Below are 23,141 nucleotides of genomic sequence, written 5' to 3'. Positions count from 1 at the left end.
ACCAACTGAGCTAAGGGGGAAGCGTCATGCCTTTCAACGGGGCGAAATATTAATGATGGAGCCGCAAAGTGTCAACATAAAAACTTCATAAATTCAAAAAAGTAGTTTATTCGATGTTTTTATGTTCGATCTGCGCGTTTTATAACTCTAATCGTGCAATTAATAACATCCCAAAAAAGAAAAACTTCAGCAACAGGGTGATTATGTAGCTAGGTTTAAGTGATGTAGCAGCAACTAAAAATATGAAAAACCATAATTTGGTATCAATTTTATTCTCTAAAATACAAAAAAACAGTTTTTATACGGCAAATACTTTAAAGGGGGATTTTTTATTATTAAGCGCTAAGAAGTCGCTTTTAGTAATAAGTTGCGAAGTATTTTAACGCTAAGAATTTTGTTAGGGCAAATTTTAGAAATAATATCAGAACGAATCCCAATAAATTTTTTACTTTAAATTCAGATTAATAAAGAAGACTTTTTAAGTTGGAGGGTTACTTTCGACTGTAGATATGCTCATACATTGCATGTTTAGATGATTTTTTCATCTGAAATGCCAAAATGAATTAAGTTAGTATTCGCCAACGTGATTAGAATTTAGTCTCTATCGATAAGTTAAACCCCTTGACTGGTGCGGGTTTGAATGAGTTATCCACGGAATCTGTGGATAACTCTGTTTATTAAAGTTTAAGAACATCATCTACGCTATATTTTTCGGGCGCTGTAAGGATATCAAGCACTAAAAACATTTTTTTTAACTATATATAAAACAATGTCTTAAAAAAAAAGCATGAATTAGCGCCCTATGATGAGGAAAATTATTCGTGACGATAAGATATAAGCAATTTTTGTGTAAAAAATCAGCGCTAGCGGAGAGGGTTTTGTTATAAACGTTACATAAGTGTATTTTTATTGTTTTTAACTGATGTTTTTGAGCTATTGCAAGGAAACCGCTTAAAACGTGTACTTTTCTACCAAATTTATGACCGTTATGAACGATAGAAACTTTATCTACCTATATGTAAACGGATTCATTTAATAAATGCGTGGCTTGCAACGCGCTGATGCTTTAAAATGGCAGCTTAATAAAAGAGGCTTATTTATTCACATGCGCGCAAACTTGCAAACAAACACATCCCCTGATTTATTAAATTCCCCAATAGTTCCAACGCTAAAACGTATGACGATCCCGATGATCTTCGGCATGATCACATTGATGATGTTTAATATTGTTGATACGTTTTTTATTAGTTTGTTGGGTACCGAGCCTTTAGCCGCGGTGAGTTTTACTTTTCCTGTTACTTTTACTGTTATCAGTTTGGCAATAGGTTTAGGTATTGGCACATCTGCTGTAATAGCAAAAGCATTAGGCAGTAATAATATTGAAGAAGCGCGGTTTGACGCTAGCATGGCGTTGTTGGTAGCTGTTGTGATGGTGCTTATTTTATCTTTATTCGGCTATTTATTCATTGAGCCAATATTTAAATTACTTGGGGCAGGGCAAGATACGCTGCCATTAATTCATGATTACATGGGTATTTGGTTTATGGGTAGTGTGTTTTTAATCACGCCGATGATCGGAAACTCAGTATTGCGTGCAAGCGGCGATACAAAAACCCCAAGCATAGTGATGGGGGGAGCCGGGCTAATAAATGCGGTACTCGATCCCATCTTAATTTTTGGCTTTGGTCCATTCCCCGCAATGGGCATCAAAGGCGCTGCAATCGCGAGCGTGATAGCTTGGTCTGTAGCTGTAGTGATCATTTTATATATTTTAGCCGTAAAAAAAGGCTTGTTGAGTTTACATGCAAAAAACCAAACAGCTTTGGTATCGGTTAAGAAAATTTTAAAAATCGGGTTTCCCGCAGCGGGCGCTAATATGCTCACACCCATTGCGATGGCTGTGATGACAGCACTCGTTGCTGGTTATGGACCTGAGGCGGTTGCTGCGTTTGGTGTGGGTAGTCGAATTGAATCCATAGCAAGCCTTGTTGTGCTGGCGTTGTCGATGACATTACCGCCATTTATAAGCCAAAACTTTGGTGCAGGTAAATTAAGTCGAGTGAAAGAGGCTTATTGTTCAACGCTTAAATTTGTAATGATATGGCAATTTATCATTTACTTATTGCTAATCGTATTTTCAGGTGTGATCAGTCAATTGTTTGGTAAAGAGCAAATGGTTATCGATGTAATTACCTTGTTCATTTATACGTTACCGCTTAGTTATGGTTTTCAAGGCGTAATAATTTTATCTAACTCATCTTTTAATGCGCTACATAAGCCTATGAATGCGCTAGTGCTTAGCGTTATTAGGTTATTTGTATTTTATGTACCATTTGCTTATATCGGAAGTTTAATTGCAGATTTACCCGGTTTATTAATAGGTGCTGCAATAGGTAATGTGTTCACCGGCTTAGTTGCCTATAAATGGTTCATAAAAGAACTCAATGCTATTAATAATTCACCCGTCAAGGAGTGCCAAGTATGAGTGATCATTTCCAACTCGTTTCGCAGTTTACCCCAAGTGGCGATCAACCTACTGCCATAGCCCAGTTATGCGAAGGCTTAGAGTCAGGATTAGCACATCAAACCTTATTGGGTGCCACGGGAACAGGTAAAACATTTACCATGGCAAATATTATTAATGATTTAAATCGCCCGACAATCATTATGGCGCATAACAAAACACTTGCAGCGCAGCTGTATGGGGAGATGAAAGAGTTTTTCCCTCACAACGCCGTTGAGTATTTTGTGTCTTATTATGATTATTACCAGCCAGAAGCCTATGTTGTAGCCAGTGACACATTTATCGAAAAAGATGCGTCTATTAACGAACATATTGAACAAATGCGCTTAAGTGCAACAAAAGCTTTGTTAGAGCGTCGTGACACGATAATCGTGGCGTCAGTATCTGCCATCTATGGTTTGGGCGATCCTGATTCATACATGAAAATGATGTTGTTATTAAAAGTCGGTGAGACAGTTGATCAACGTGATATGCTTCGTCGTCTTGCAGAATTACAATATACACGAAATGATATTGATTTTAGCCGTGGTACGTATCGAGTACGTGGCGAAGTTATTGATATCTTCCCTGCGGAGTCAGAGACTTATGCCGTGCGTGTAGAAATGTTCGATGATGAAATTGAACGTTTGAGTATATTTGATCCGCTAACAGGGGCGGTTGAAAAACACATAGTACGTGCCACCATCTATCCTAAAACGCATTATGTGACACCACGAGAGAAGATCCTCGATGCCATAGAGCATATTAAGGCTGAACTGAAAGAACGTCGTGCTCAGTTATTAAGCGCAAATAAGCTTGTTGAAGAGCAACGTGTAGCACAGCGAACGCAGTATGATATCGAAATGATGACCGAGCTTGGTTATTGTTCGGGCATCGAAAACTACAGCCGTTATTTATCAGGTCGCACACCGGGTGATCCACCACCCACATTATTGGATTACTTACCCGATGATGCGCTTATGATCATCGATGAATCGCATGTTACAGTATCGCAAATAGGCGCTATGTATAAAGGCGATCGCAGTCGAAAAGAGAACCTTGTTGAATATGGTTTCAGAATGCCCTCGGCAATGGACAATAGGCCGTTACGATTTGAAGAGTTTGAAGCTATCGCGCCGCAAACTATTTATGTGTCGGCCACCCCTGGGGACTTTGAGTTGGAGCGCTGTGGTGATGATATTGCAGAACAAGTGATTCGTCCTACAGGCTTACTTGATCCTGTAATAGAAGTGCGCCCTGTTGGCACTCAGGTTGATGATTTACTGTCTGAAATATATAAACGCGTTGAAATTGATGAACGTGTACTAGTAACCACACTTACGAAACGAATGGCCGAAGATTTAACGGATTATTTGAACGAGCATAATGTTAAAGTTAGGTACTTGCATTCAGATATTGATACCGTTGAGCGTGTTGAAATAATAAGAGATTTTCGAGCGGGTGTATTTGATGTGTTAGTGGGGATCAATCTTTTACGAGAAGGCTTAGATATGCCAGAAGTTTCTTTAGTGGCGATACTTGATGCTGATAAAGAAGGCTTTTTGCGCTCGGCACGTTCGCTTATTCAAACCATAGGGCGTGCAGCTCGTCATTTAAACGGGCGTGCAATTTTATATGCTGACCGTATGACAAAGTCTATGACTAAAGCGATAGATGAAACCCAACGTCGTCGTGATATACAACACGCTTATAATATTAAGCATGGTATTGAGCCAAAGGCACTATTGAAGAAAATTACCGACATTATGGATGTGGGTGAGCAGGCAGGCCCGCAGGATAACTTAAAACTTATTCGCAAAGAAACCAATAAAGTACTCAGTGCTAAAGAGATTGCAGTTCAAATGAAAGAACTTGAAACTAAAATGCATGCCTATGCAAGCGATCTTGAATTTGAAAAAGCCGCTTCAGTGCGCGATGAAATACACGAATTACAACAACAGTTGATTAAAAATGCATAATTTTTCTCCTCTAATCACTGCACTGGATAGTGCACCGATTGCAGCTAATGAGCTGTGCCGTATTTTCCATGGCCGTGGTCACAGTGTTGAGCATTTAAGCCATTTAAATTTAGACTTTTATCCTCCGAGCTTATTTTTAGTATCTTATGATGAGATAACCCCTGAAACTCTTGAACAGCTGACTGAGCAAGTTTGGAACTGGGTAAAAACAAATGCACCGGAACATATTACGGCACTGGTTTACCAGCAACGTGCAGGGCTAAAAACTCAAAATACATTGTTATACGGTGAGTTACCTGAATCTCACATAGTTAAAGAAGGCGCTGCCAAGTTTAATGTTGATTTAATGAGTCGCCAAAACACCGGAATTTTTCCTGATATGCGAAATGGCCGCGAGTTTGTGAGTAATAACAGTAAAGGCGCCAAGGTCCTTAACTTATTCTCTTATACATGCGGGTTTTCAGTCAGTGCCATGCAAGGTGGTGCTGACTGCGTAATCAACATGGATATGAATAAAGGCGTATTACGCACAGGGAAACAGAACCATCAATTAAATGGGTTTGATCGCGGTGTGAGTTTTTTACCTCATGATATTTTAAAATCATTCGGTAAACTTAAAAAAGCAGCACCTTTTGATTTGATCATTGTTGATCCACCGAGCTTTCAAAAAGGCAGTTTTATACTGACCAAGGATTATCAAAAAGTATTACGTCGCTTACCAGAACTATTAACCTGCGATACTCAGTTATTATTATGCGCAAACAGCCCTGAATTGTCAGAACATGCGTTTAAAGCATTAATCGAAGAACATACGCAAGGTGCTATCACTTTTGTTGAGCGTTTAGCACCTACGTCAGGATTTGTTGAAGTAGATAGTGATCGTAGCTTAAAAGCACTTATTTATAAAACCACTATAACATCTGCATAATATGAAACTCAGCCATCGTTTGAGTGCGATTAATTCATTGGTAGATGAATCCTATGATGTAATTTGGGATTGCTGCTGCGATCATGGTTTATTGGGAATGACACTCCTTAAACGAGAGGTTGCAAATAAAGTAGTTTTTGTAGATATCGTACCTGAGCTGATGGATGCATTAAGTAATACACTCGCGCGCTTTGCAGATTCAAACGCTAACAGTCAGTGGCAGGTTCAATGTAAAGATGTATCAAGTATTGAACTTATCCCTGATGCGACACAATTGATTATTATCGCAGGTGTAGGGGGGGAGCTACTATTAAGGCTAATGCAAAAAATCATTGAAAATCATGATCAGCAAACGCTTAATCAGCTCAGCTTTATAATATGCCCTGTGCACCATACTTACGCGTTAAGGAAAGGGCTTGCACAATTGGGCCTGGGGTTAAAATCAGAGCAGATAATCATCGAAAATAAACGGTTTTATGAGCTTTTACATGTAAGCTTTAAATCAAACATACCCATTGAGCCTACCGGCTGTTCAATGTGGGACTTTACTGATAAACACCATCAGCAGTATGTTAAAACCTTAATAGCGCATTACACTCGCATGACAAAAAAAGAACCCACATATTATGAGCAGGTCATTGCTGATTATAAGCAATTAAATTTAGTTAAAACTAACAGGGCAGTGTGATCTACTTACTCTATTAAATTCGTACCACTTTTACGCCACTTGTATGAATTAATGTAATTTAAGTATGAATAGTAAAATAAAAGACTTAAAGCCTTCCACTGCGAATAATGCGAAGTGGCCACACAGCTTTGAACAACCAATTTCTTATGCGCCTTTGGTACAACTTTCTAACGGTAACTGGGTAGTCCCGCAACATTTTTTACGTTACAAGCATACTCTGCAATCTGTTAATGACGTACTCAGTCAAATTAGCTTTTCGGCTCATTTTCGCGTTATTGCGGCTGTAAAAGACCAGCAAGTTTATTTGCAAGTTGCTATTTTGAATCCCGACAATTACCAATCTAGTGAGCTTAATCAAAATGCGAAAAAATTACTATTTGGCAGGCGTTGGTACGTAGAGGAAAACTTACCTACATCAGAGCTTATTCAAACCGCTTATTTAGCGCTAAAAGTAGCACGCGAACATGAAGTAAGAGAGCTTATTAAGTTTAAACACCAAAACGGATCAAGTACGCCATTTAATAATCACCATGATTTACCTTTAATGGCACAAAATGCTGAGCTTGTGATGTCAGATGGTAAAGATATAAGTGACGTAAACGAGGTTATAGATAATTGTATTTTTGCAGGAGCGCCAATCAAACTGATTAACGTTAATAAAATTGATAATTCAACGGTTTTATATCAAGTACAGTTAACCTGCCATGATTGCCAGCTTTACGAATTCAATAATGCTCGAGTTTCATTTTTGGTAAATAACATAAGTACCAATCAATTTTTACATGGTTTGATTGATGCATTAATTAAAATCAGTAATGAATTTGTCAGTGAAAACTTTAAATACAATGACCTTGCTCGTTTTAGTAAGCACATATCCGTTGCGAAAATTGGGGAGTTAAGTATCAAACTTCGCTCTCATAATGCATTAAATTTATGCTCATTGGGTAAGCAGCATGCTAATCAGCTCAATTTTGAAATTGATAGTGGGCGTGCGCCGCAAGGGTGTAACAGTGAAATATCCGGTTTTCTAGCCGCTCATGGTGTTGAGCGGCCGCAGAATGCTCACCTGTATACTAACCAGTTTATAGATTAATAGGTTTTATAGCTTATTTATTTCTTGATTAACATTAAAGCTTGAATCAGTAACAATAGCTTCGAGTGTTTGAATACGCTCTTTTAAAGCGCGCACCTCGGCATTCACTGCATCTAATTGTTTGTTTGCATCATGGTTGTTATTTTGCATTTTGTGCTTAAATTCGAGGTGCTTTTTATACATATCGTAAATGACCCCTGAACCCACAGAGATAAATACAATTAACACGATCATAGTAGTGCCTGACATAGTTTTTATTTCCCTAATACGTCTTATTTAGTATAAAGTATAACCTGCTTTGTGTAGGTATAAAGCTGACAATTGTAACTTTATTTGTATTTTATGCTTATCCTTAGGTGGCCGCAGATAATGCCATATTAAGCAAGGTGATAGGTTGGAACACTGTTAAGAGAGGGACTTATGTTACATACCAAAATACCACCCGTTATAGTGGTGTTGTTTTTTGCAGGACTAATGGCATTGATTGCACATTACACTGTGATTGACTTTAATTTATTTGTTGCCTACGTTGCGACTATTTTAGTGTGTTTAGGCGTTATATTTTGTATCGCAGGTGTGGTGAGTTTTCGACTAGCCAAAACCACGGTCAATCCTACTAATCCTGAGCAAGCCTCAGAGCTAGTGACGGCAGGCGTGTATAAAATATCTCGTAATCCAATGTATGTTGGTTTCGCTTTTATTTTACTTGGGTGGGGGGTATGGCTTGCCTCTATTTGGGCGGTTTTAAGTATTATAGGTTTTGTGGCGTACTTAACATGGTTTCAAATCATGCCAGAAGAGCGTGCATTAACCGAGGTTTTTGGTCAGTCATATATCGATTATAAGGCGAAGGTTAGACGCTGGTTATAGATGTTAAAAGGCTTTCATTGATAGCCTTTTAACATGGCTATGGTAATTTACTCGTACTCTAGCGGGTCTGTAACATTGTTAAGCTTAAATGCTTCAAGGCGCTCTTGGCACGCACCGCATTTACCACAGGCTTTTTCTCGGCCGTTATAACACGTCCAAGTTTCGCTGTAGTCTAATCCCATTTTTATGCCATCAGTTAAAATGTCAATTTTGGTGTTGTTTAAATACGGGCTAAAAATTTCAACGGCATCATAGTTAGCAATGCGGCACAAATCGTCCATTTTTTTCACAAACTCAGGGCGGCAATCTGGGTAAATTGCATGATCGCCAGAGTGAGCCCCATAATAAACTTGGCTGGCTTTTAGTGATACAGCATACCCTACAGCTAATGAGAGCAAAATCATATTGCGATTAGGCACAATCGTACTTTTCATACTTTCTTCTTCGTAATGGCCTTCAGGCACATCAATATCATCAGTTAATGATGAGCCACCAATCAGTTGGTTAATAGCAGAAATATCGACGATTTTATGGGGAACATTAAGCTTTTCACATACCTGTGCGGCGACCTTAAGCTCTTTAACATGACGCTGACCATAATCAAATGATAAGGCATATACATCGTGGCCTTCTTGCAGGGCTTTATTTAATACGGTAAATGAATCCATACCGCCGGAATAAATCACAACTACTTTTTGCGTCATATCTGTTTTGCTCTTAGTTTTAATAGAGGTTTATATCAGGGCGCGATATACTACACGGCTGGAGCATAAATAACAATTTTTGCCTATGCTTTTTGATTTTTGATGTGTCGCTCTAATCGGTCTGATGAGTGCTAAGTAGTAAGTGAGATAACGTTTGTATAAAATTAATGAAATATTTGAAACCATCCAAGGTGAAGCAAGCTTTACTGGTACGCCTTCCGTATTTTTACGTTTACAAGGGTGCCCTGTAGGCTGTGCATGGTGTGATACAAAACAAACGTGGGAAGTAGACAATGTATACAAAGTCTCGCTTGATGACACAGTGGAAAAAAAAGCGGACTCTGATCATTGGGCAAATGCCTCAGCGGAACAGATATTGGCACTTTTTAATGCGCGTGGTTACCGTGCAAAGCATGTAGTTATAACCGGTGGCGAGCCTTGTATGTATGACTTGAACCCAATATGTAATTTATTACATGAACATGGGTTTAGTACGCAGATAGAAACAAGTGGTACTTTTGAAGTTTTAGCTCCGACACAAACATGGGTTACTGTTTCACCAAAGATTAATATGCGTGGTGGCTATGAAGTTCTGACCTCGGCAATGAAGCGTGCAGATGAGATAAAACACCCCATTGCAATGCAAAAACATGTGGAAGAGCTTGAAGCGCTATTTTTAAAAACAGGTGTCAATCCAAAGCTTGTTTATTTACAGCCGATTAGTCAAAAAGTGTCTGCGACAAAGTTGGCGATAGAGACGTGTATAGACAAAAATTGGCGCTTATCTGTGCAGGTTCATAAGTATTTAGGGATAAGTTAGCTTCAAAAGCGTAAATTAAGAGTGCTTATCAATGTGTAATATAAGTACTCTTAAGCAAATCAACACCCTATTTACTATGACTACCCTATGTAATTTTTGCTTCATAACTCCCTCTGAACATATAGATATAATTAGCAGCTTGCGTTAATGTTACTCTAATAGAAACGGATTCTAAGTGACGTGTGACTAATACGAATTAATACTGTGGCTTATTGGTTATTGACTATAATTTACTTAGCCTTTGTTGTTTTACTTTTAGATAACATTGCAATAACTCGTGATATAAAATCTTAGCGCGGCATAGCGATTTAAGCGTTACACCACTTTTTCGTATACCACGATGAAGCAAAATTCAGGACTTTGTGAAATATGCAGAACAAGCAACTTTTAAAGTTATTAAAGCAACAGCAAAAAATACTCTCGAAAATAGCGTTAGGGCAGCCTTTAAGTGAAATAAGTGAAGAGATCTGTTTAGCTATCGAGGAAATGCTAGAGGATGAGTCTGCCAAGTGCTCAATTTTATCGCTTCAGGGTAATCAACTGTTTCATTGTGCTGCCCCAAGTATTGATGCTAAGTATTGTCAAATAATTAACGGAATTGAAATTGGCCCTAAAGTAGGATCGTGTGGGACGGCAGCATTTTCAGAAGCAAGAATTATCGTTGACGACATAAACACATCGCCGTTGTGGGAAGGCTTTAAACAAACGGCGCTAACCTTTGGACTAGCCTCATGTTGGTCAACACCCATTATTTCTACTAAAGCTGAAGTGTTAGGGACATTTGCTGTCTATCATACCACTGCAAAAAGTCCTACAAAGCAAGATTTGGAGCTGATTGATCATTTTGTAAACTTTACCAGTATTGCGCTCGAAAATGACGCCAATGCAACTAAATTAAATGATGTTATTAGTCAACTTAAGCACAGCAATGATAAATTTGAAGCGTTCACCCAAGTAATGCCTGATCTTGTTCTTATTTTGGGTGAAAATGGCGAGTATGTTGACGTATATGGTTCTTCAAATGAATTTTTATATTCTTCTTTACTGCAAAGTAAGGGAAAAAATGTCAATGATGTTTTAGATCCTAAAGATGCGCTACCAATTATGGCGGTACTCGAGAAAACACTCGCGACAAATGAAGTTCAAGTGTTCGAATATGAGTTAGAAGTGCCCAAAGGAAAGGTGGTCTTTGAAGGGCGCACGGTACCTGTGGATCATTATCAATCTAAGAGTAGTCAGTCTAGGCATGTTTTATGGGTTGCAAGAGATATCACACAAAGAAAAGAAGCAGAAAAAGCCGTAGAAAAGCTCGCCTATTATGACCCTTTAACAAAACTCCCAAACAGACGAATGTTAAATGAGCGCTTAAACATCGCTGTTGAAAAAATAAAGCGCTCAGGCGAAACAGGAGCTTTACTATTCTTAGACATAGACGACTTTAAGCGCCTCAATGATTCATTAGGACATTCATCAGGAGATGAATTACTCATTGAAGTTGCCCGAAGATTAGGTGCGGTTATAAGGAAATCAGATACATTAGCGCGGTTGGGAGGCGATGAGTTTGTTGTTTTATTAGAATATCTTGGTGACGATAATGACCAAGCCAATGTGGAATCAGCCATTGTGGCGCAAAAGATCCACGAAGTTTTTGAGCAAGAGTTTAAAGTAGGGGCCTTAAAATTCCAGGTTAGTTGTAGTATTGGTATTTGTTTAATTGAAGGCGCAGATATAACTGCGAGCAATATTCTAAAGTTTGCTGACACCGCTATGTATCGCTCAAAGGCGAAAGGTGGGAATAGCTATAGTTTTTATGATCCACAACTGCAGACATTATTAGATAGAAAGATAAAACTCGAAACAGAGATTTTAAAATCGATTGAGAATGATGAGTTTTGTGCTTACTTTCAGCCACAAATTAACAATGAAGGCAAGGTCGTGGGAGCCGAGGCGCTGATCCGTTGGATCCACCCGATTAATGGAATTATTGCGCCAAGTGAATTTATACCGGTTGCTGAGCAGTTTGGTTTAATACAACGTTTGCAAAATATAGTTCTTAGAGATATCTGTACATTACTTAAACGTTTAAACCCGTGTGTAATAGATGATGACTTTAAGGTGTCGATTAATATAAGTGCTTCACAATTCAAGTCTTCTTTATTAAAGTCTGAGTTACTTCATGTGCTTAATTATCACCACCTTTCTCCGTCTAAAATAACCCTCGAAATTACTGAAAGTATGCTAACTCATGATGTTGAACATACAATACAGCAAATGAAAGAGCTCCAGTCAGAAGGGTTTACTTTTTCAATTGACGATTTTGGCACTGGATATTCTTGTTTAGCTTATTTACACGCTTACCCGGTAAAGCAGTTAAAAATAGATAAAAGCTTTATTGATAGAATATCCGATGAAGAATCAGGGTTTAGCATTGTAAAAACAATTATCGATTTAGCAAATAACTTGGGGATGGGCGTGGTTGCAGAAGGCGTTGAAAGCAAAGAGCAGCTTACTATCCTAAAAGGTTGTAATATTGACTCTACACAAGGTTTTTACTTTGCCAAACCTATGCCAATGAACGACTATTTAAATAGCCATAGTAAGAACTTTAAGCGTGACTGAGCATAAAGTTAAACGTTTAAAAATACTCACTTACTAGGTTTAAATAGTAACATATTGTTGTGTATGCTGGTTATAGGTTAACCAGCATACTAGTTTGTGATTTAATCGTTAAACTTGATACGAATGCCTGCATTGACAGTAAAACCATCGTTTCGAGACCAAATATCTGTCGTCCAACGACCACTCGGTGCTTGTTGTGGCAATATGAGAGAGTCTTCATTTGTTTGCCTTACATTAAGTAGATTCTCAGCATTAACAAAATAGCTAATCCGTCCAACGGTAATTTGCCCAAGTAAACCTAAGTGCCAGTAAGCATCACTTTTATCTCTGTAAGGGTTATTCTTAAGCTGTTGCGTGCCGGTGTAGTAGGCTTCAAAACCAACTAAGTGGCTACCATGCTCTTCCCACATAATTACTGCACCCGCTGAGTGTTCTGGGGTGAGAGTAAGCGGTACGCGACCTGTTCCTGAGTTAATTTGTTTACTTGCATCTGTATATAAATAACTACCCGTTAACTTGATATCATTCCAGCGATAGCGCAATAGAAATTCTGCACCACGAATTTCACTTTGGCCTGGGGCGTTGACGATGCGAACGCTTTTATCTGATGACGTGAGCTGCTGGTTGATGACTACTAACTCAGTGACATTTTCAACATCGGAGGAGAAAAAAGTAACACTTGTTTCGACGCTATCAAATGCATAGCTGATATCGACAGAGGCGGTGTTTGCATGTTCTTCTGCAATATTTTCAAGCGGTTCTAAATGGGATAAACCAGCATCTTCAATGTCTTCAATAAATGGAGTGGGGGCGAAAAACCCTTTACCGTACGAGCCTCTTACGGTCCAGTTTTCTGGTTTATACAGCATGGAAATTCGCGGACTAAATTGCGTGCCGTATTCATTGTGCCAGTCGGCACGTGCACTCAACGACAACGATATATTATCGCTTGCTTCATAATCAAGCTGTGAAAAAACGCCCGGCACTTCGTAGTGATAATCAAATGCAGCAAAGTCTTCTGATTGGTATTTTTCAGATTGATACGCAGCACCGACTAGCCATGCGATGTTGTCGGTATAACCAGAGATACTTGACTCTAATAAGTAACTTTCATGGTTGTCATTTTCGTTTATAGTACCATATAGGTGCTCATGATCTTGCTGCATTGCAGAACCACGTACATTTAAGGCCAGTACTTCATTTATTGGTTTATCAAATATAAACCCCGTATCAAGCCTTAAGCTGTCTTGTGTTTGTGCAAATGGATTGCCATCTGGCATTATTGCGTTTTCAGCTGTGCCGCCATCTCTTTGCTCGGTCATCGCGCCTACCGTGACGTATAAATTGGCGCCATTATCGCCTTCCCAATAAACACGGGGGCGTACACTTGCTCTGTTATAGCTTGCCATATCAAGCCAGCCATCATCATCTAAGTCTTGCTCCTGTTGATGATGAAGCCCTGCGGTAACAGAGGCGCTGATAGAGTTAGTTAACGGTGCCGCAAAGTAAGAGGTAACATCTTGGCCATTTTTTGAGGTGGCATTGAGAAGAACTTCGCCCTCCAACTCATCGCTCGGTGTACGTGAAATCAAATTGATCACTCCACCTAACGCAGAGCCTCCATATAATGAAGAGGCAGAGCCTTTAATGATCTCAACATTGGCAAGATCAGTCGGCGGGATTTGTAATAAGCCTATTGATTGACCGCCATATAATGGCAGTCCGTCACTCAGTAGCTGGGTATAGCGGCCATATAGGCTTTGCAAACGGATATTTGCACTACCTAAAGCGGGTGAAGTGTTTTGCACGCGTACACCACCAGTTTCTGCCACTAGCATTGAAATGTTGCCAGGGCGCATTAATGCTTTCTCGTGTATTTCTTCACTATTGATAATTTCAGTACGAGTTGCTGACTCGGTAACAATTCGACCAAGGCGAGAGGCGGTTACTTGTATTTTCTCTATCGATTTTTTTTCATGCTCGTCATGATGCTGTCCCTGGGCGAACGAATAAGCAGGGAATAACGCAGCAGCAACAGCTAGCTTAGATGTTTTTATAAACATATTTGTCTCATAATTGTATTAAAGTAGAGCGAATTAGCCCTCAACGTGGCTAAAAAATATGGGAACTGTATTTATGAGATAGAGATAGGAGGGCGGAATACATGTGTCGGCATCAAAACTTTTCGTTCGACGTGTTGATTTATAACATTAGACTTTTGCACAACAAGCGCAGTTGTTTTTACTTGACTAGGTAAATAATAGGCCGACACACATGTGTTTGCGGGGCAAATACAAGTGACTTCACAGCACTGGGTATCGCAACATTCATCTTCACTTTGGGCTTGCTCATCGGTGAGGATATAATCTGTTGCTGATGATTGTTGAGAATGCGATGCAGTATTTGTAGGCAGATTAGCACTGTACGCCATCGTTTGGCCAAAAAAGCTTAGCAAAATAAATAATATTGCCAACAAATTTGAAAATGGCTTAGGCATATTAATCTCAAGTACAAATAGTATGTGTAGTATATTGAATCTTAGGTGCTTTGTGAATATCAATGACGAGATAGCTGGGCCCAAATGTTTTCTTTAAAAAGTGTAAAGCCGTTACCCGTACAATAAAATAAAGCATGGTGCGCTTTTAACACATAAATAAGTGGATGCTGTTTTTGAATGAGCTATTTTAAAAATCTAATAACAAAATTTATCATAATGATGCAACAACGGCCCGGTTTGTTGGCTGTATTTGCGTTTTGCAGCGGTGTGGCAAGCTATCTTTTAGTTGAGCGAAAGGAGTCGTTTTCGCAAATTATTGCCATACTTTTACTGATCAGCTGGGTTTGGTTGATTGTGGATAATTGGCTGCGCGATAAAGTTGAGCAGCGCTTTGGTGTTGCTGTTTCACCTAACTTTATGCGTTTTGCATTACAGATGGTGCAGCAAGAAAGCCTGTTTTTTGCATTGCCGTTTTTTCTCGCGGTGACTTCGTGGAATCATCCGCAGGCTGTTTTTACATCATTAATTATACTTTGCGCATTTATATCGGTTGTCGATCCGCTGTATTATAAAAAATTAGCTAAGCACAGTATATTATTTACGGTGTTTCACAACTTTGCACTGTTCGTTGTTATTCTCGTTACTTTACCTATTTTACTTAATCTCACCACCAGTCAAAGCTTAACAATAGCATTGATCACCTCAGTTATTTGTACACTGCCAAGCTTAGGTAATTTAATGCCAAATGCTCGCTGGTGGCGTTTTCCTTTGCTCGTTTTATTATTGAGTGCGCTTAGCGCAGGTTTATGGCAGCTACGTAGCTGGGTACCGCCAGCAGCGCTACGCTTAACTGATATTACGGTATCCCACCAAGTCGATATTGCACAACGCAAACCCATCGGTAACGTTAAGCAGTTAGATATAAATACGTTACGACAGGAAGGTTTGTATAGTTGGACAGCGGTGAAAGCGCCAAGAGGTTTAAACGAAAAGATTTTTCATGTTTGGATCCTTAATAACCAAGTCGTGGAGCGAATTGCATTAGATATTACAGGCGGGCGGGAGCAAGGTTATAGAGCGTGGACCCACAAAATGAACTTTCCCGTAGACTCAGTTGGGAAATGGCAAGTACAGGTTGTTACTGAATCAGGACAATTGATAGGACTCGCTAAATTTAATGTTAGTCTATAATCAGTTGTCCTTATTAGGAATAGGAGTTCATTAGGTTATATAAGGATTGTTATTTTGTTCGACCAAGACACAAAATATCCGTAAATCTAACTCCAGTTGGTGGTACTCTGGTTCCATGTGACAACACAGGGCGTAAAAACTTTTGTTGTGATCTTTTTCTTTAAAATGGGCGAGTTCGTGAACTACTAACGCTTTTAATAATGGCTCTGGCGCGCGTAGTAAATCGCTGTTGATTGCTAAATCATGTTTGCGGGTTTTGCCTTGCATACGGTAAGTATGCGTGCCCAGTGCGTTAGTGACCATATCACCTTGCTTTTTAAATGCCGCGCGGCCAAACGGCGGGGCATTTTTTAAGTAGCGCTTTTTAAGCTCGGTCGCGTAAGCATATAATGACTTGTCACTGGTTATCGTATGAGCATGCGGGTATTTTTTTGTTAAATACGCACCGTGTTTGTTGTTATTAATGAGCTCCATCACTTGTGTGACAATTTGCTCAGGGTAGCCGGTAAAATAGCGAGAGTAGTCTTTCATAAATTTAAAATAAGCTCGATTGAGTGGCTTCTTTTTCACCTATAAAAGGTGATAAAACGCGGTGGTTATAATTTAAGTCTTGGCAAAATTGACGTGCTAACAATGGAGCTTGGCGGTTATCGGCGGTATGAAAAAAAACATAAGGTGTTTTACCTTCATCGAGCCATTGTTGTACTTTTTTCAGCCACGGCTGGTAATAACTTTTATAGTCATGCTCTAAACTGGCAATCACAAACCTTGCCATTGGCTGCTCACCAGTGGCGATAGCATGAACGGGTAAATGAGGCTTTTTTTGTTGTGCATCTATCAAGGCTTCGGTATTAGGTTTTACCGCAAACAGGGCACGCGTATCCATGGCAATCCGATTAATGTTGTTGGCCATTAATAACTGGTTTAACGCAACTTCTGCATCGCCTTTTTTAAAAAACTCGCCGTGGCGTACTTCAACCCCGTAATTTATATTGTGTGGCAACTTACTAATAAACTGTGCGAGAAGGGGCAATTGCGCAGGGCTAAAGCTATTGGGTAGTTGCAACATGATTTGGCCGATATAGGGTAATAGCGGTTCGAACAAATTAAACCAAGCTGTAAGCTCGTCATCAATGTTGGTTAATTGCAATTCGTGACTAAAGCGGCGATGGAATTTAAAAGTAAATTTAAAGTCGTGATTCACAGCATCACGCCAGCGCTTTAGGGATTCAATACTCGGATCTGCATAAAAACTTGTATTACCTTCGACAGAATTAAACACCTGCGCGTATTCATGCAGCATGTCAGCATTTTTACAATGGCTGGATAACAAATTGCCTTTCCACGCAGTGCTTGACCACTGTGGACACCCTAAATACAACATAAAACGGTTAACTGATTGCGTGTTTTGGCTAGTATATCAAATCTATAAATTGAAAGCATAGTGCCCGCTGCCGCGCTCGCATTTTTAAGTAACTTGGGTATAATGCACCCCCTAAAATGATTAATAAATAGTGGCTTTAACTCCCCAAAAACAGCAAATTCTTAGGGAAAGCGGCTATGAGTCTTTAACTGACAGGAATACTATGCGCTCTATATACTGCGGACAGCTTAACAAAACTCACGTAGATCAAGAAGTTGAACTATGTGGTTGGATAAATAAACGACGTGACCTGGGTGGTCTTATTTTTGTCGATTTACGCGACAGAGAAGGCTTAGTGCAAGTTGTATTCGATCCTGAAGTTGAAGGCTTAATGGATACAGCGAATAAACTTCGCCAAGAATTTTGTGTGCAGCTTAAAGGTGTTGTACGTGCGCGCCCTGATAGCCAAGTAAATAAAGATATGGCAACGGGTGAAGTTGAGATTTTAGGCACTAGCTTAACGATCATCAATCGCTCTGAGCCGTTACCACTTGACTTTAACCAAGTGAATTCAGAAGAGCGCCGTTTAAAATACCGTTACCTAGATCTTCGCCGCTTAGAAATGAGCGACCGTATTAAGTTACGTGCTAAGGCAAGCAGCTTTGTTCGTCGCTTTTTAGATGAAAATGCATTTTTAGATATTGAAACACCTGTATTAACGAAAGCGACGCCAGAAGGTGCTCGTGATTACTTAGTACCGAGCCGTGTTCACAAAGGCAGCTTTTACGCATTACCGCAATCACCACAGTTGTTTAAGCAATTATTGATGATGTCTGGTTTTGATCGTTACTACCAAATCGTTAAATGTTTCCGTGATGAAGATTTACGTGCTGATCGTCAACCTGAATTTACTCAAATAGATTTAGAAACGTCTTTCATGAGCTCTGATCAAGTACGCGGTATGACTGAAAAGATGATCCGTGAAATGTGGCAGTCATTGCTTAATGTTGATTTAGGCGAGTTCCCAATCATGCCTTATTCTGAGGCAATGAGCTTGTACGGCTCTGATAAACCAGACCTACGTAACCCAATGAAGCTAATTGACGTTGCTGATTTGGTAAAAGACGTTGAGTTTAAAGTATTCTCAGGCCCTGCAAATGATGAAAAAGGCCGTGTTGCAGTACTAACAGTACCAGGTGGCGCGAAGCTTTCTCGTAAACAGTTAGATGACTACACCAAGTTTATTGGTATTTACGGTGCAAAAGGTCTAGCTTGGATGAAAGTTAACGACCGTGATGCAGGTGCTGAAGGTGTTCAATCGCCAATTGCTAAGTTCTTAAACGAAGAAGTGATTAATGAACTTCTAGCGCGTACGAATGCACAAACTGGCGACATCATTTTATTTGGTGCTGATAAACGCAATACAGTAAATGAAGCCATGGGCGCATTACGCTTGAAAATTGGTGTTGATTTAGAAATCACCAACCTTGATAGCTGGGCACCACTTTGGGTTGTTGACTTCCCAATGTTTGAAGAAGATGACGAAGGTACACTTCATGCCGTGCATCATCCATTTACTGCACCAAAAGACATTGATGCTGCAGCGCTTGAAGCAAACCCAGCAGCGGCTATCTCAGATGCCTACGATATGGTATTAAACGGCTACGAAGTAGGCGGTGGCTCTGTTCGTATTCACAATGCAGATATGCAAGAAGCGGCTTTTAGAATCCTAGGTATTGATGCGCAAGAGCAACAAGACAAATTTGGCTTCTTACTTGATGCGCTTAAATACGGCACGCCACCGCATGCCGGTCTTGCGTTTGGTTTAGACCGTTTGGTAATGCTACTGTGTGGTACTGATAACATTCGTGACGTTATTGCTTTCCCTAAAACAACACAAGCATCGTGTTTATTAACCGACGCACCAAGCAAAGCCAATGCAGATTCATTGACTGAGCTTGCTATCAACGTTGTTGAAAAAGCAGAAAAACCAGCAGAATAAGTAACGAACAAACTAGTTTAATGTTAAAAACCCTAAGCTTATTCTTAGGGTTTTTTTATTGCTGTTTTAAGAGGGAGTTATAGCAGAAGGTATGTTATTTACACAAAGCGATTACTATGAATACGAATTTTTAAAGTTAAAAGCGACAGCAAAGCGCTTTAGTGATATTGAATTTGAGCAATGTCAGTTTATTGAGTGTGACTTTAGCCGCAGTCAATTTAGTAACTGTCGTTTTATCGATTGTGAGTTTATCAATTGCAATTTGAGTGATTTAAGTTGGAACTACAGCTCATTAGAAGAGGTGGATTTTAAAGGCTGTAAGCTCAATAGCATAGTTTGGGGACAGGTAAATTGGCCGCAACTGGCATTGACTGCGCCCGTTAGTTTTAAAGATTGCGAGCTTAGCCACGGCTCATTTTTTGAGTTGTCATTAAAAACGCTAACGATGAAAGACTGCTTTGCAAAAGATGTCGATTTTAGACATGCAAATTTAGCGAAAAGCCAGTTTATAGGCACAGATTTTAGAGACAGTGTGTTTCATCAAACCAATTTAAGTAACGCTAATTTTGTCGGTGCCACACAGTTTAATATTGATATAAAAAATAACGACGTAAGTGGTGCTAAATTTGAACGGTTTGAGGCTTTAAATTTATTAGCTGGGCTTGATATCGAGCTAGTGGATTAGCATTTTTAAAAAAGCTAATCCACAAGTAACACTTATATTAACAGCTTGGGCCGTTTTTATTGCGAGCGCTGGCAAGAGCACGAGCAATCTCAAGTAGCGCAGGGTTAATATCATCAGCGCCATCTTTGATTAATTTAGTCACATCGCCAGACGAGTATAAGCTATCGCGTGGTGATTTAATGCCAAGTTCACGCACAAAATCTTTCGTTTTACCTGTGCTACCAGTTTCAATAAACTTAAAAATAATACGCTCGTTATTATTTTTAGGCTCGGCTTGTAGTACTGCGATTTCTTCTTGGTAAGCTTCAATACGACTTTGTAAAATGTCGATGCGTTGTTCGATGCTGCTGTATGATTTCATAGGGCACTTTTAAATAAACATAAATATTAGCGCCATTATCGCATATTTTTACAATAAATAATCGTTTAGCTGCGAGTAACTTGTCTGAGCGTATACAACGCTTTAAACTTATTGTAATTAAAATAAAAACTATAAGATTCACACCATGATGAACGCTTTAAAGTCTCTCATTATATTAAGCTGTTTTACTTTCTGCGCGGTTAGTTTTGCCAAAAATGAAGTGATTGTTGACAAATCCCGTGATCGTGCGATTCCCGTTAGTATCTCAGAGCCGAGTAATTCATCCACCTGCAGCGAACATAATAAATGCCCGGTAGCGTTTATTAATCCAGGGTATGGTATTGCGCATACGGACTATCAATTTGCAGCTGATATTTTTACTTCCAAAGGGTATTTAACAATCGCCGTTGCCCAGGAATTACAGGGCGATCCAGCGCTTAACAGGACCCCGCCTTATATGGCGACTCGGCTAGAGAACTGGCACCGAGGTGTGATGACCTTAAAGTATTTAGCCAATGAGTTAAGCAGCCGTTATCCATCTTATGATTTTAGCCATTTAACTTTATTTGGCCATTCCAATGGCGGGGATATCTCGGCGCTTTACGCAGCACTTTACCCGAATGAAGTGGAGAGTATAATCACACTTGATCACCGCCGTATGTTATTGCCTCGTAATAAAAATATCCGTGTACTTACATTGCGCGGCAGTGATTATCCAGCTGATGAAAATGTACTACTGAATGACACAGAGCTAAATGAGTTTCCTGTCAGGCAAATCCTGATAGAAAAATCACGTCATAACGATATGTATGATGGTGGCCCTAAATGGTTAGTTAAGCGAATGAGTAAAGAACTGACTGTATTTATGAACAAAAATTGAGGTGGTTTGGGTATAGCTTTTGATCTGTATCAATAATTAGATTGTTACTCAGCAGTGCGGACATAAGTCCTTATGTTTTTAAGGCTATTTTATTATTCTCGCGAAGCGCTACAATGGAGCAACTGCTATGATTAGCAAAGGCTTTTGACAACTTTATTCATTGGATACCAACATGCAACTACCTACCGTCGATTATCAAGCGAGCGATGCAGCCGCTCAATTTGTTGAATCTCTTAGAAACACTGGTTTTGGTGTACTCAAGAACCACCCAATCCCGCAATCTTTAGTTGAATCAATCTACGAAAACTGGCAGGCGTTTTTTAATTCTGAGCAGAAGCATGAGTTCTTATTTTCAAAAGAAACCCAAGATGGTTATTTTCCGCCGTCAGTATCTGAGGTTGCCAAAGGTTTTACTGTAAAAGATATCAAAGAGTACTTTCATGTTTATCCAAAGGGCCGAGTTCCAGAGCAACTAGAGACAGATGTACGTGAGTACTATCGTTTAGCCAATGAGTTTGCGGCAACATTGTTAAGTTGGGTGCAAGCAGAAGCGCCAGCAGAGGTACGTGCTAAATTTTCAATCGATTTGAAAGACATGATTGCCGATTCGGAGCAGACGTTACTTCGTATATTGCATTACCCACCGATGACGGGTGATGAAGAGCCTGGTGCCATTCGCGCCGCAGCACACGGCGACATCAATCTATTAACTGTTTTACCTGCCTCTAATGAGCCTGGCTTACAAGTGCAAAAAACTGACGGTGGTTGGTTAGATGTGCCGTGTGATTTTGGCAGCTTAATCATTAATATTGGTGACATGCTACAAGAAGCATCAGGCGGGTATTTCCCATCAACGATTCACCGTGTAATTAACCCAACGGGTAAGGCGTCGACTAAGTCACGTATATCGTTGCCGTTATTTTTACACCCACGCCCTGATGTTGTGTTGTCAGAGCGTTATACTGCTGATAGTTATTTACAAGAGCGTTTACGTGAATTAGGCGTAAAGTAATTGTAGTAATAATTCCAGTGTCTTAAGCTGGGAAAGTTTTAAAAGCGGCTTTTTTTAGCCGCTTTTTTGTTGAAGCTACTTTATTGCTTAAGATTAAAATCCGCGAGGGGATACAAACTGACCACTTTGAATTTTGTCGTAAGTCTGTTGTGCTAGTGTCTCTAAACTATCTAGGCTTCGCCCTGTTGCTGTGAGTTGGTGCTCAATAGGTAGAATTTCTATATTTGTTACGCCAGATAACTGCGCAACACGAGCAAACGTGTAGGCGTGTTTGTACTTTTCGTGTTTATTGAACAAGCTTACCAGAGTCATATAAATTTCTGGGTTAGGTTCTTCACCCGCTTTATTTAACTCTAGTGTTTTATAAAGTAAATCTATCGTTTTCTCTTCATCTGATTTTATATAGTAGGTCGCTAAAAAAAACTGCATTTGTGCATCATTCGTTACACTAGGGTCATTTTCTAATGATAGTAGTTTGGTTAACGCAGACTGGTCATTATTGCGTGACCAATGATAGTAGAGCAGGCCAGGGTGATTAGTACCTTTAGTATCTTGGTATAAACGCGTCATCTCCTTAAGGCTCACTAAATGACCTTCTACCCGTGAGGTGGTTTTTTCTTTTAGCTTGATATGCTCTATTTTTGCTGCAAGAGATACGCATTGGTTATAGCTTTCGAAGCCTTGTAACAAAGTATATTTGTTTTCTTCAGTGGGCTGCTTATATTCATGGTACCGAGCAACGATAACTTCAGCGCGCTCTTTTTTACAGTGGCTGTCTTTATTTAAATCATTACATAGCCCAGGTGTTTCTTTACAAATTTTAGCCTGCGTTAGTGGCTCTTCACACCCAGTAAGTACCAAAATACTCAATAATACAGTTGTTCTGAGTAACATCCCTAAACCCTATTTTTATAATATATCTTTTATTCTAGCCCAACGAATTGAT

General features: G+C 39.5%; 21 protein-coding genes. 13 read left to right on the top strand and 8 right to left on the bottom strand.

Annotated features, from left to right (window positions below; genetic code table 11):
• The first annotated feature begins 1,105 nt into the window (after nucleotides 1-1,105).
• The 5 genes from C7Y70_RS10865 to C7Y70_RS10845 all read left to right on the top strand — a co-directional run bounded on the left by C7Y70_RS10865 (nucleotide 1,106) and on the right by C7Y70_RS10845 (nucleotide 7,191).
• Nucleotides 1,106-2,485: an MATE family efflux transporter gene (locus tag C7Y70_RS10865; RefSeq protein WP_135474984.1), complete on the top strand. Its 1,380-nt coding sequence runs from the start codon at nucleotides 1,106-1,108 to the stop codon at nucleotides 2,483-2,485.
• On the top strand, nucleotides 2,482-4,482 hold the full coding sequence (gene uvrB / locus C7Y70_RS10860; protein WP_135474944.1) for an excinuclease ABC subunit UvrB: 2,001 nt from the start codon (nucleotides 2,482-2,484) through the stop codon (nucleotides 4,480-4,482). The genes C7Y70_RS10865 and uvrB overlap by 4 nt, the downstream gene beginning before the upstream one ends.
• Nucleotides 4,475-5,410, top strand: coding sequence for a class I SAM-dependent methyltransferase (locus tag C7Y70_RS10855; protein WP_135474943.1), 936 nt, complete (start codon nucleotides 4,475-4,477; stop codon nucleotides 5,408-5,410). The genes uvrB and C7Y70_RS10855 overlap by 8 nt, the downstream gene beginning before the upstream one ends.
• Nucleotide 5,411: 1 nt before the next feature.
• Nucleotides 5,412-6,098, top strand: coding sequence for a tRNA (adenine(22)-N(1))-methyltransferase TrmK (locus tag C7Y70_RS10850; RefSeq protein WP_135474942.1), 687 nt, complete (start codon nucleotides 5,412-5,414; stop codon nucleotides 6,096-6,098).
• 64 nt (nucleotides 6,099-6,162) lie between these two features.
• A complete protein-coding gene (locus tag C7Y70_RS10845) occupies nucleotides 6,163-7,191 on the top strand; it encodes a hypothetical protein (RefSeq protein WP_135474941.1) in 1,029 nt (342 codons plus the stop codon).
• A gap of 6 nt (nucleotides 7,192-7,197) precedes the next feature.
• On the opposite strand, the gene C7Y70_RS10840 is transcribed toward C7Y70_RS10845, so the two are convergent.
• Complete coding sequence (locus C7Y70_RS10840) at nucleotides 7,198-7,440, bottom strand: hypothetical protein (RefSeq protein ID WP_099295818.1); 243 nt, start codon at nucleotides 7,438-7,440, stop codon at nucleotides 7,198-7,200.
• 171 nt (nucleotides 7,441-7,611) lie between these two features.
• On the opposite strand from C7Y70_RS10840, the gene C7Y70_RS10835 reads away from it, so the two are divergent.
• The gene (locus tag C7Y70_RS10835) at nucleotides 7,612-8,061 is read left to right on the top strand and encodes an isoprenylcysteine carboxylmethyltransferase family protein (protein ID WP_099295817.1); all 450 of its coding nucleotides are present in this window, start codon (nucleotides 7,612-7,614) and stop codon (nucleotides 8,059-8,061) included.
• Nucleotides 8,062-8,108: 47 nt separating this feature from the next.
• On the opposite strand, the gene queC is transcribed toward C7Y70_RS10835, so the two are convergent.
• Entirely contained in the window at nucleotides 8,109-8,789 is a 681-nt protein-coding gene (gene queC, locus C7Y70_RS10830; protein ID WP_348631088.1) for a 7-cyano-7-deazaguanine synthase QueC, read from the bottom strand.
• Nucleotides 8,790-8,919: 130 nt separating this feature from the next.
• Here queC and queE point away from each other — a divergent pair, with 130 nt between their 5' ends.
• Both queE and C7Y70_RS10820 read left to right on the top strand, forming a co-directional pair.
• Nucleotides 8,920-9,585, top strand: coding sequence for a 7-carboxy-7-deazaguanine synthase QueE (gene queE / locus C7Y70_RS10825; protein WP_135474939.1), 666 nt, complete (start codon nucleotides 8,920-8,922; stop codon nucleotides 9,583-9,585).
• 369 nt (nucleotides 9,586-9,954) lie between these two features.
• A complete protein-coding gene (locus C7Y70_RS10820; RefSeq protein WP_135474938.1) occupies nucleotides 9,955-12,204 on the top strand; it encodes an EAL domain-containing protein in 2,250 nt (749 codons plus the stop codon).
• A 101-nt stretch (nucleotides 12,205-12,305) separates the two neighbouring features.
• Here C7Y70_RS10820 and C7Y70_RS10815 read toward each other — a convergent pair whose 3' ends face one another.
• Nucleotides 12,306-14,267 carry a TonB-dependent receptor gene (locus C7Y70_RS10815; protein WP_135474937.1) on the bottom strand — a complete coding sequence of 654 codons (1,962 nt, stop codon included), beginning with the start codon at nucleotides 14,265-14,267 and terminating at the stop codon, nucleotides 12,306-12,308.
• Between the two features lie 71 nt (nucleotides 14,268-14,338).
• Nucleotides 14,339-14,701, bottom strand: a complete 363-nt coding sequence (locus tag C7Y70_RS10810; RefSeq protein WP_135474936.1) for a hypothetical protein — start codon at nucleotides 14,699-14,701, stop codon at nucleotides 14,339-14,341.
• A gap of 177 nt (nucleotides 14,702-14,878) precedes the next feature.
• On the opposite strand from C7Y70_RS10810, the gene C7Y70_RS10805 reads away from it, so the two are divergent.
• On the top strand, nucleotides 14,879-15,892 hold the full coding sequence (locus C7Y70_RS10805) for a DUF5924 family protein (RefSeq protein ID WP_135474935.1): 1,014 nt from the start codon (nucleotides 14,879-14,881) through the stop codon (nucleotides 15,890-15,892).
• Between the two features lie 30 nt (nucleotides 15,893-15,922).
• On the opposite strand, the gene C7Y70_RS10800 is transcribed toward C7Y70_RS10805, so the two are convergent.
• Nucleotides 15,923-16,423, bottom strand: coding sequence for a YgjP-like metallopeptidase domain-containing protein (locus C7Y70_RS10800; protein WP_135474934.1), 501 nt, complete (start codon nucleotides 16,421-16,423; stop codon nucleotides 15,923-15,925).
• Between the two features lie 4 nt (nucleotides 16,424-16,427).
• Nucleotides 16,428-17,276, bottom strand: coding sequence for a DUF72 domain-containing protein (locus C7Y70_RS10795; protein ID WP_099295809.1), 849 nt, complete (start codon nucleotides 17,274-17,276; stop codon nucleotides 16,428-16,430).
• 202 nt (nucleotides 17,277-17,478) lie between these two features.
• Here C7Y70_RS10795 and aspS point away from each other — a divergent pair, with 202 nt between their 5' ends.
• Nucleotides 17,479-19,257 (top strand): aspartate--tRNA ligase, encoded by a 1,779-nt coding sequence (gene aspS, locus C7Y70_RS10790; RefSeq protein ID WP_099295808.1) that lies wholly within the window; start codon nucleotides 17,479-17,481, stop codon nucleotides 19,255-19,257.
• A gap of 91 nt (nucleotides 19,258-19,348) precedes the next feature.
• Nucleotides 19,349-19,942, top strand: a complete 594-nt coding sequence (locus C7Y70_RS10785; protein WP_135474933.1) for a pentapeptide repeat-containing protein — start codon at nucleotides 19,349-19,351, stop codon at nucleotides 19,940-19,942.
• A gap of 37 nt (nucleotides 19,943-19,979) precedes the next feature.
• Here the strand turns inward: C7Y70_RS10785 and C7Y70_RS10780 are convergent, their stop codons facing one another.
• Nucleotides 19,980-20,303 (bottom strand): hypothetical protein, encoded by a 324-nt coding sequence (locus tag C7Y70_RS10780; RefSeq protein WP_135474932.1) that lies wholly within the window; start codon nucleotides 20,301-20,303, stop codon nucleotides 19,980-19,982.
• A 145-nt stretch (nucleotides 20,304-20,448) separates the two neighbouring features.
• On the opposite strand from C7Y70_RS10780, the gene C7Y70_RS10775 reads away from it, so the two are divergent.
• On the top strand, nucleotides 20,449-21,183 hold the full coding sequence (locus tag C7Y70_RS10775) for an alpha/beta hydrolase (RefSeq protein WP_135474931.1): 735 nt from the start codon (nucleotides 20,449-20,451) through the stop codon (nucleotides 21,181-21,183).
• A 172-nt stretch (nucleotides 21,184-21,355) separates the two neighbouring features.
• Nucleotides 21,356-22,195 (top strand): 2OG-Fe(II) oxygenase family protein, encoded by an 840-nt coding sequence (locus C7Y70_RS10770; protein ID WP_135474930.1) that lies wholly within the window; start codon nucleotides 21,356-21,358, stop codon nucleotides 22,193-22,195.
• A 93-nt stretch (nucleotides 22,196-22,288) separates the two neighbouring features.
• Here the strand turns inward: C7Y70_RS10770 and C7Y70_RS10765 are convergent, their stop codons facing one another.
• Nucleotides 22,289-23,089, bottom strand: a complete 801-nt coding sequence (locus C7Y70_RS10765) for a DUF2989 domain-containing protein (protein WP_099295798.1) — start codon at nucleotides 23,087-23,089, stop codon at nucleotides 22,289-22,291.
• Nucleotides 23,090-23,141: the final 52 nt, after the last annotated feature.

It is taken from the genome of Pseudoalteromonas sp. KS88, from assembly GCF_004766475.1.
Taxonomy (GTDB): domain Bacteria; phylum Pseudomonadota; class Gammaproteobacteria; order Enterobacterales; family Alteromonadaceae; genus Pseudoalteromonas.
This window is presented reverse-complemented; position numbering and strand designations above follow the sequence as displayed.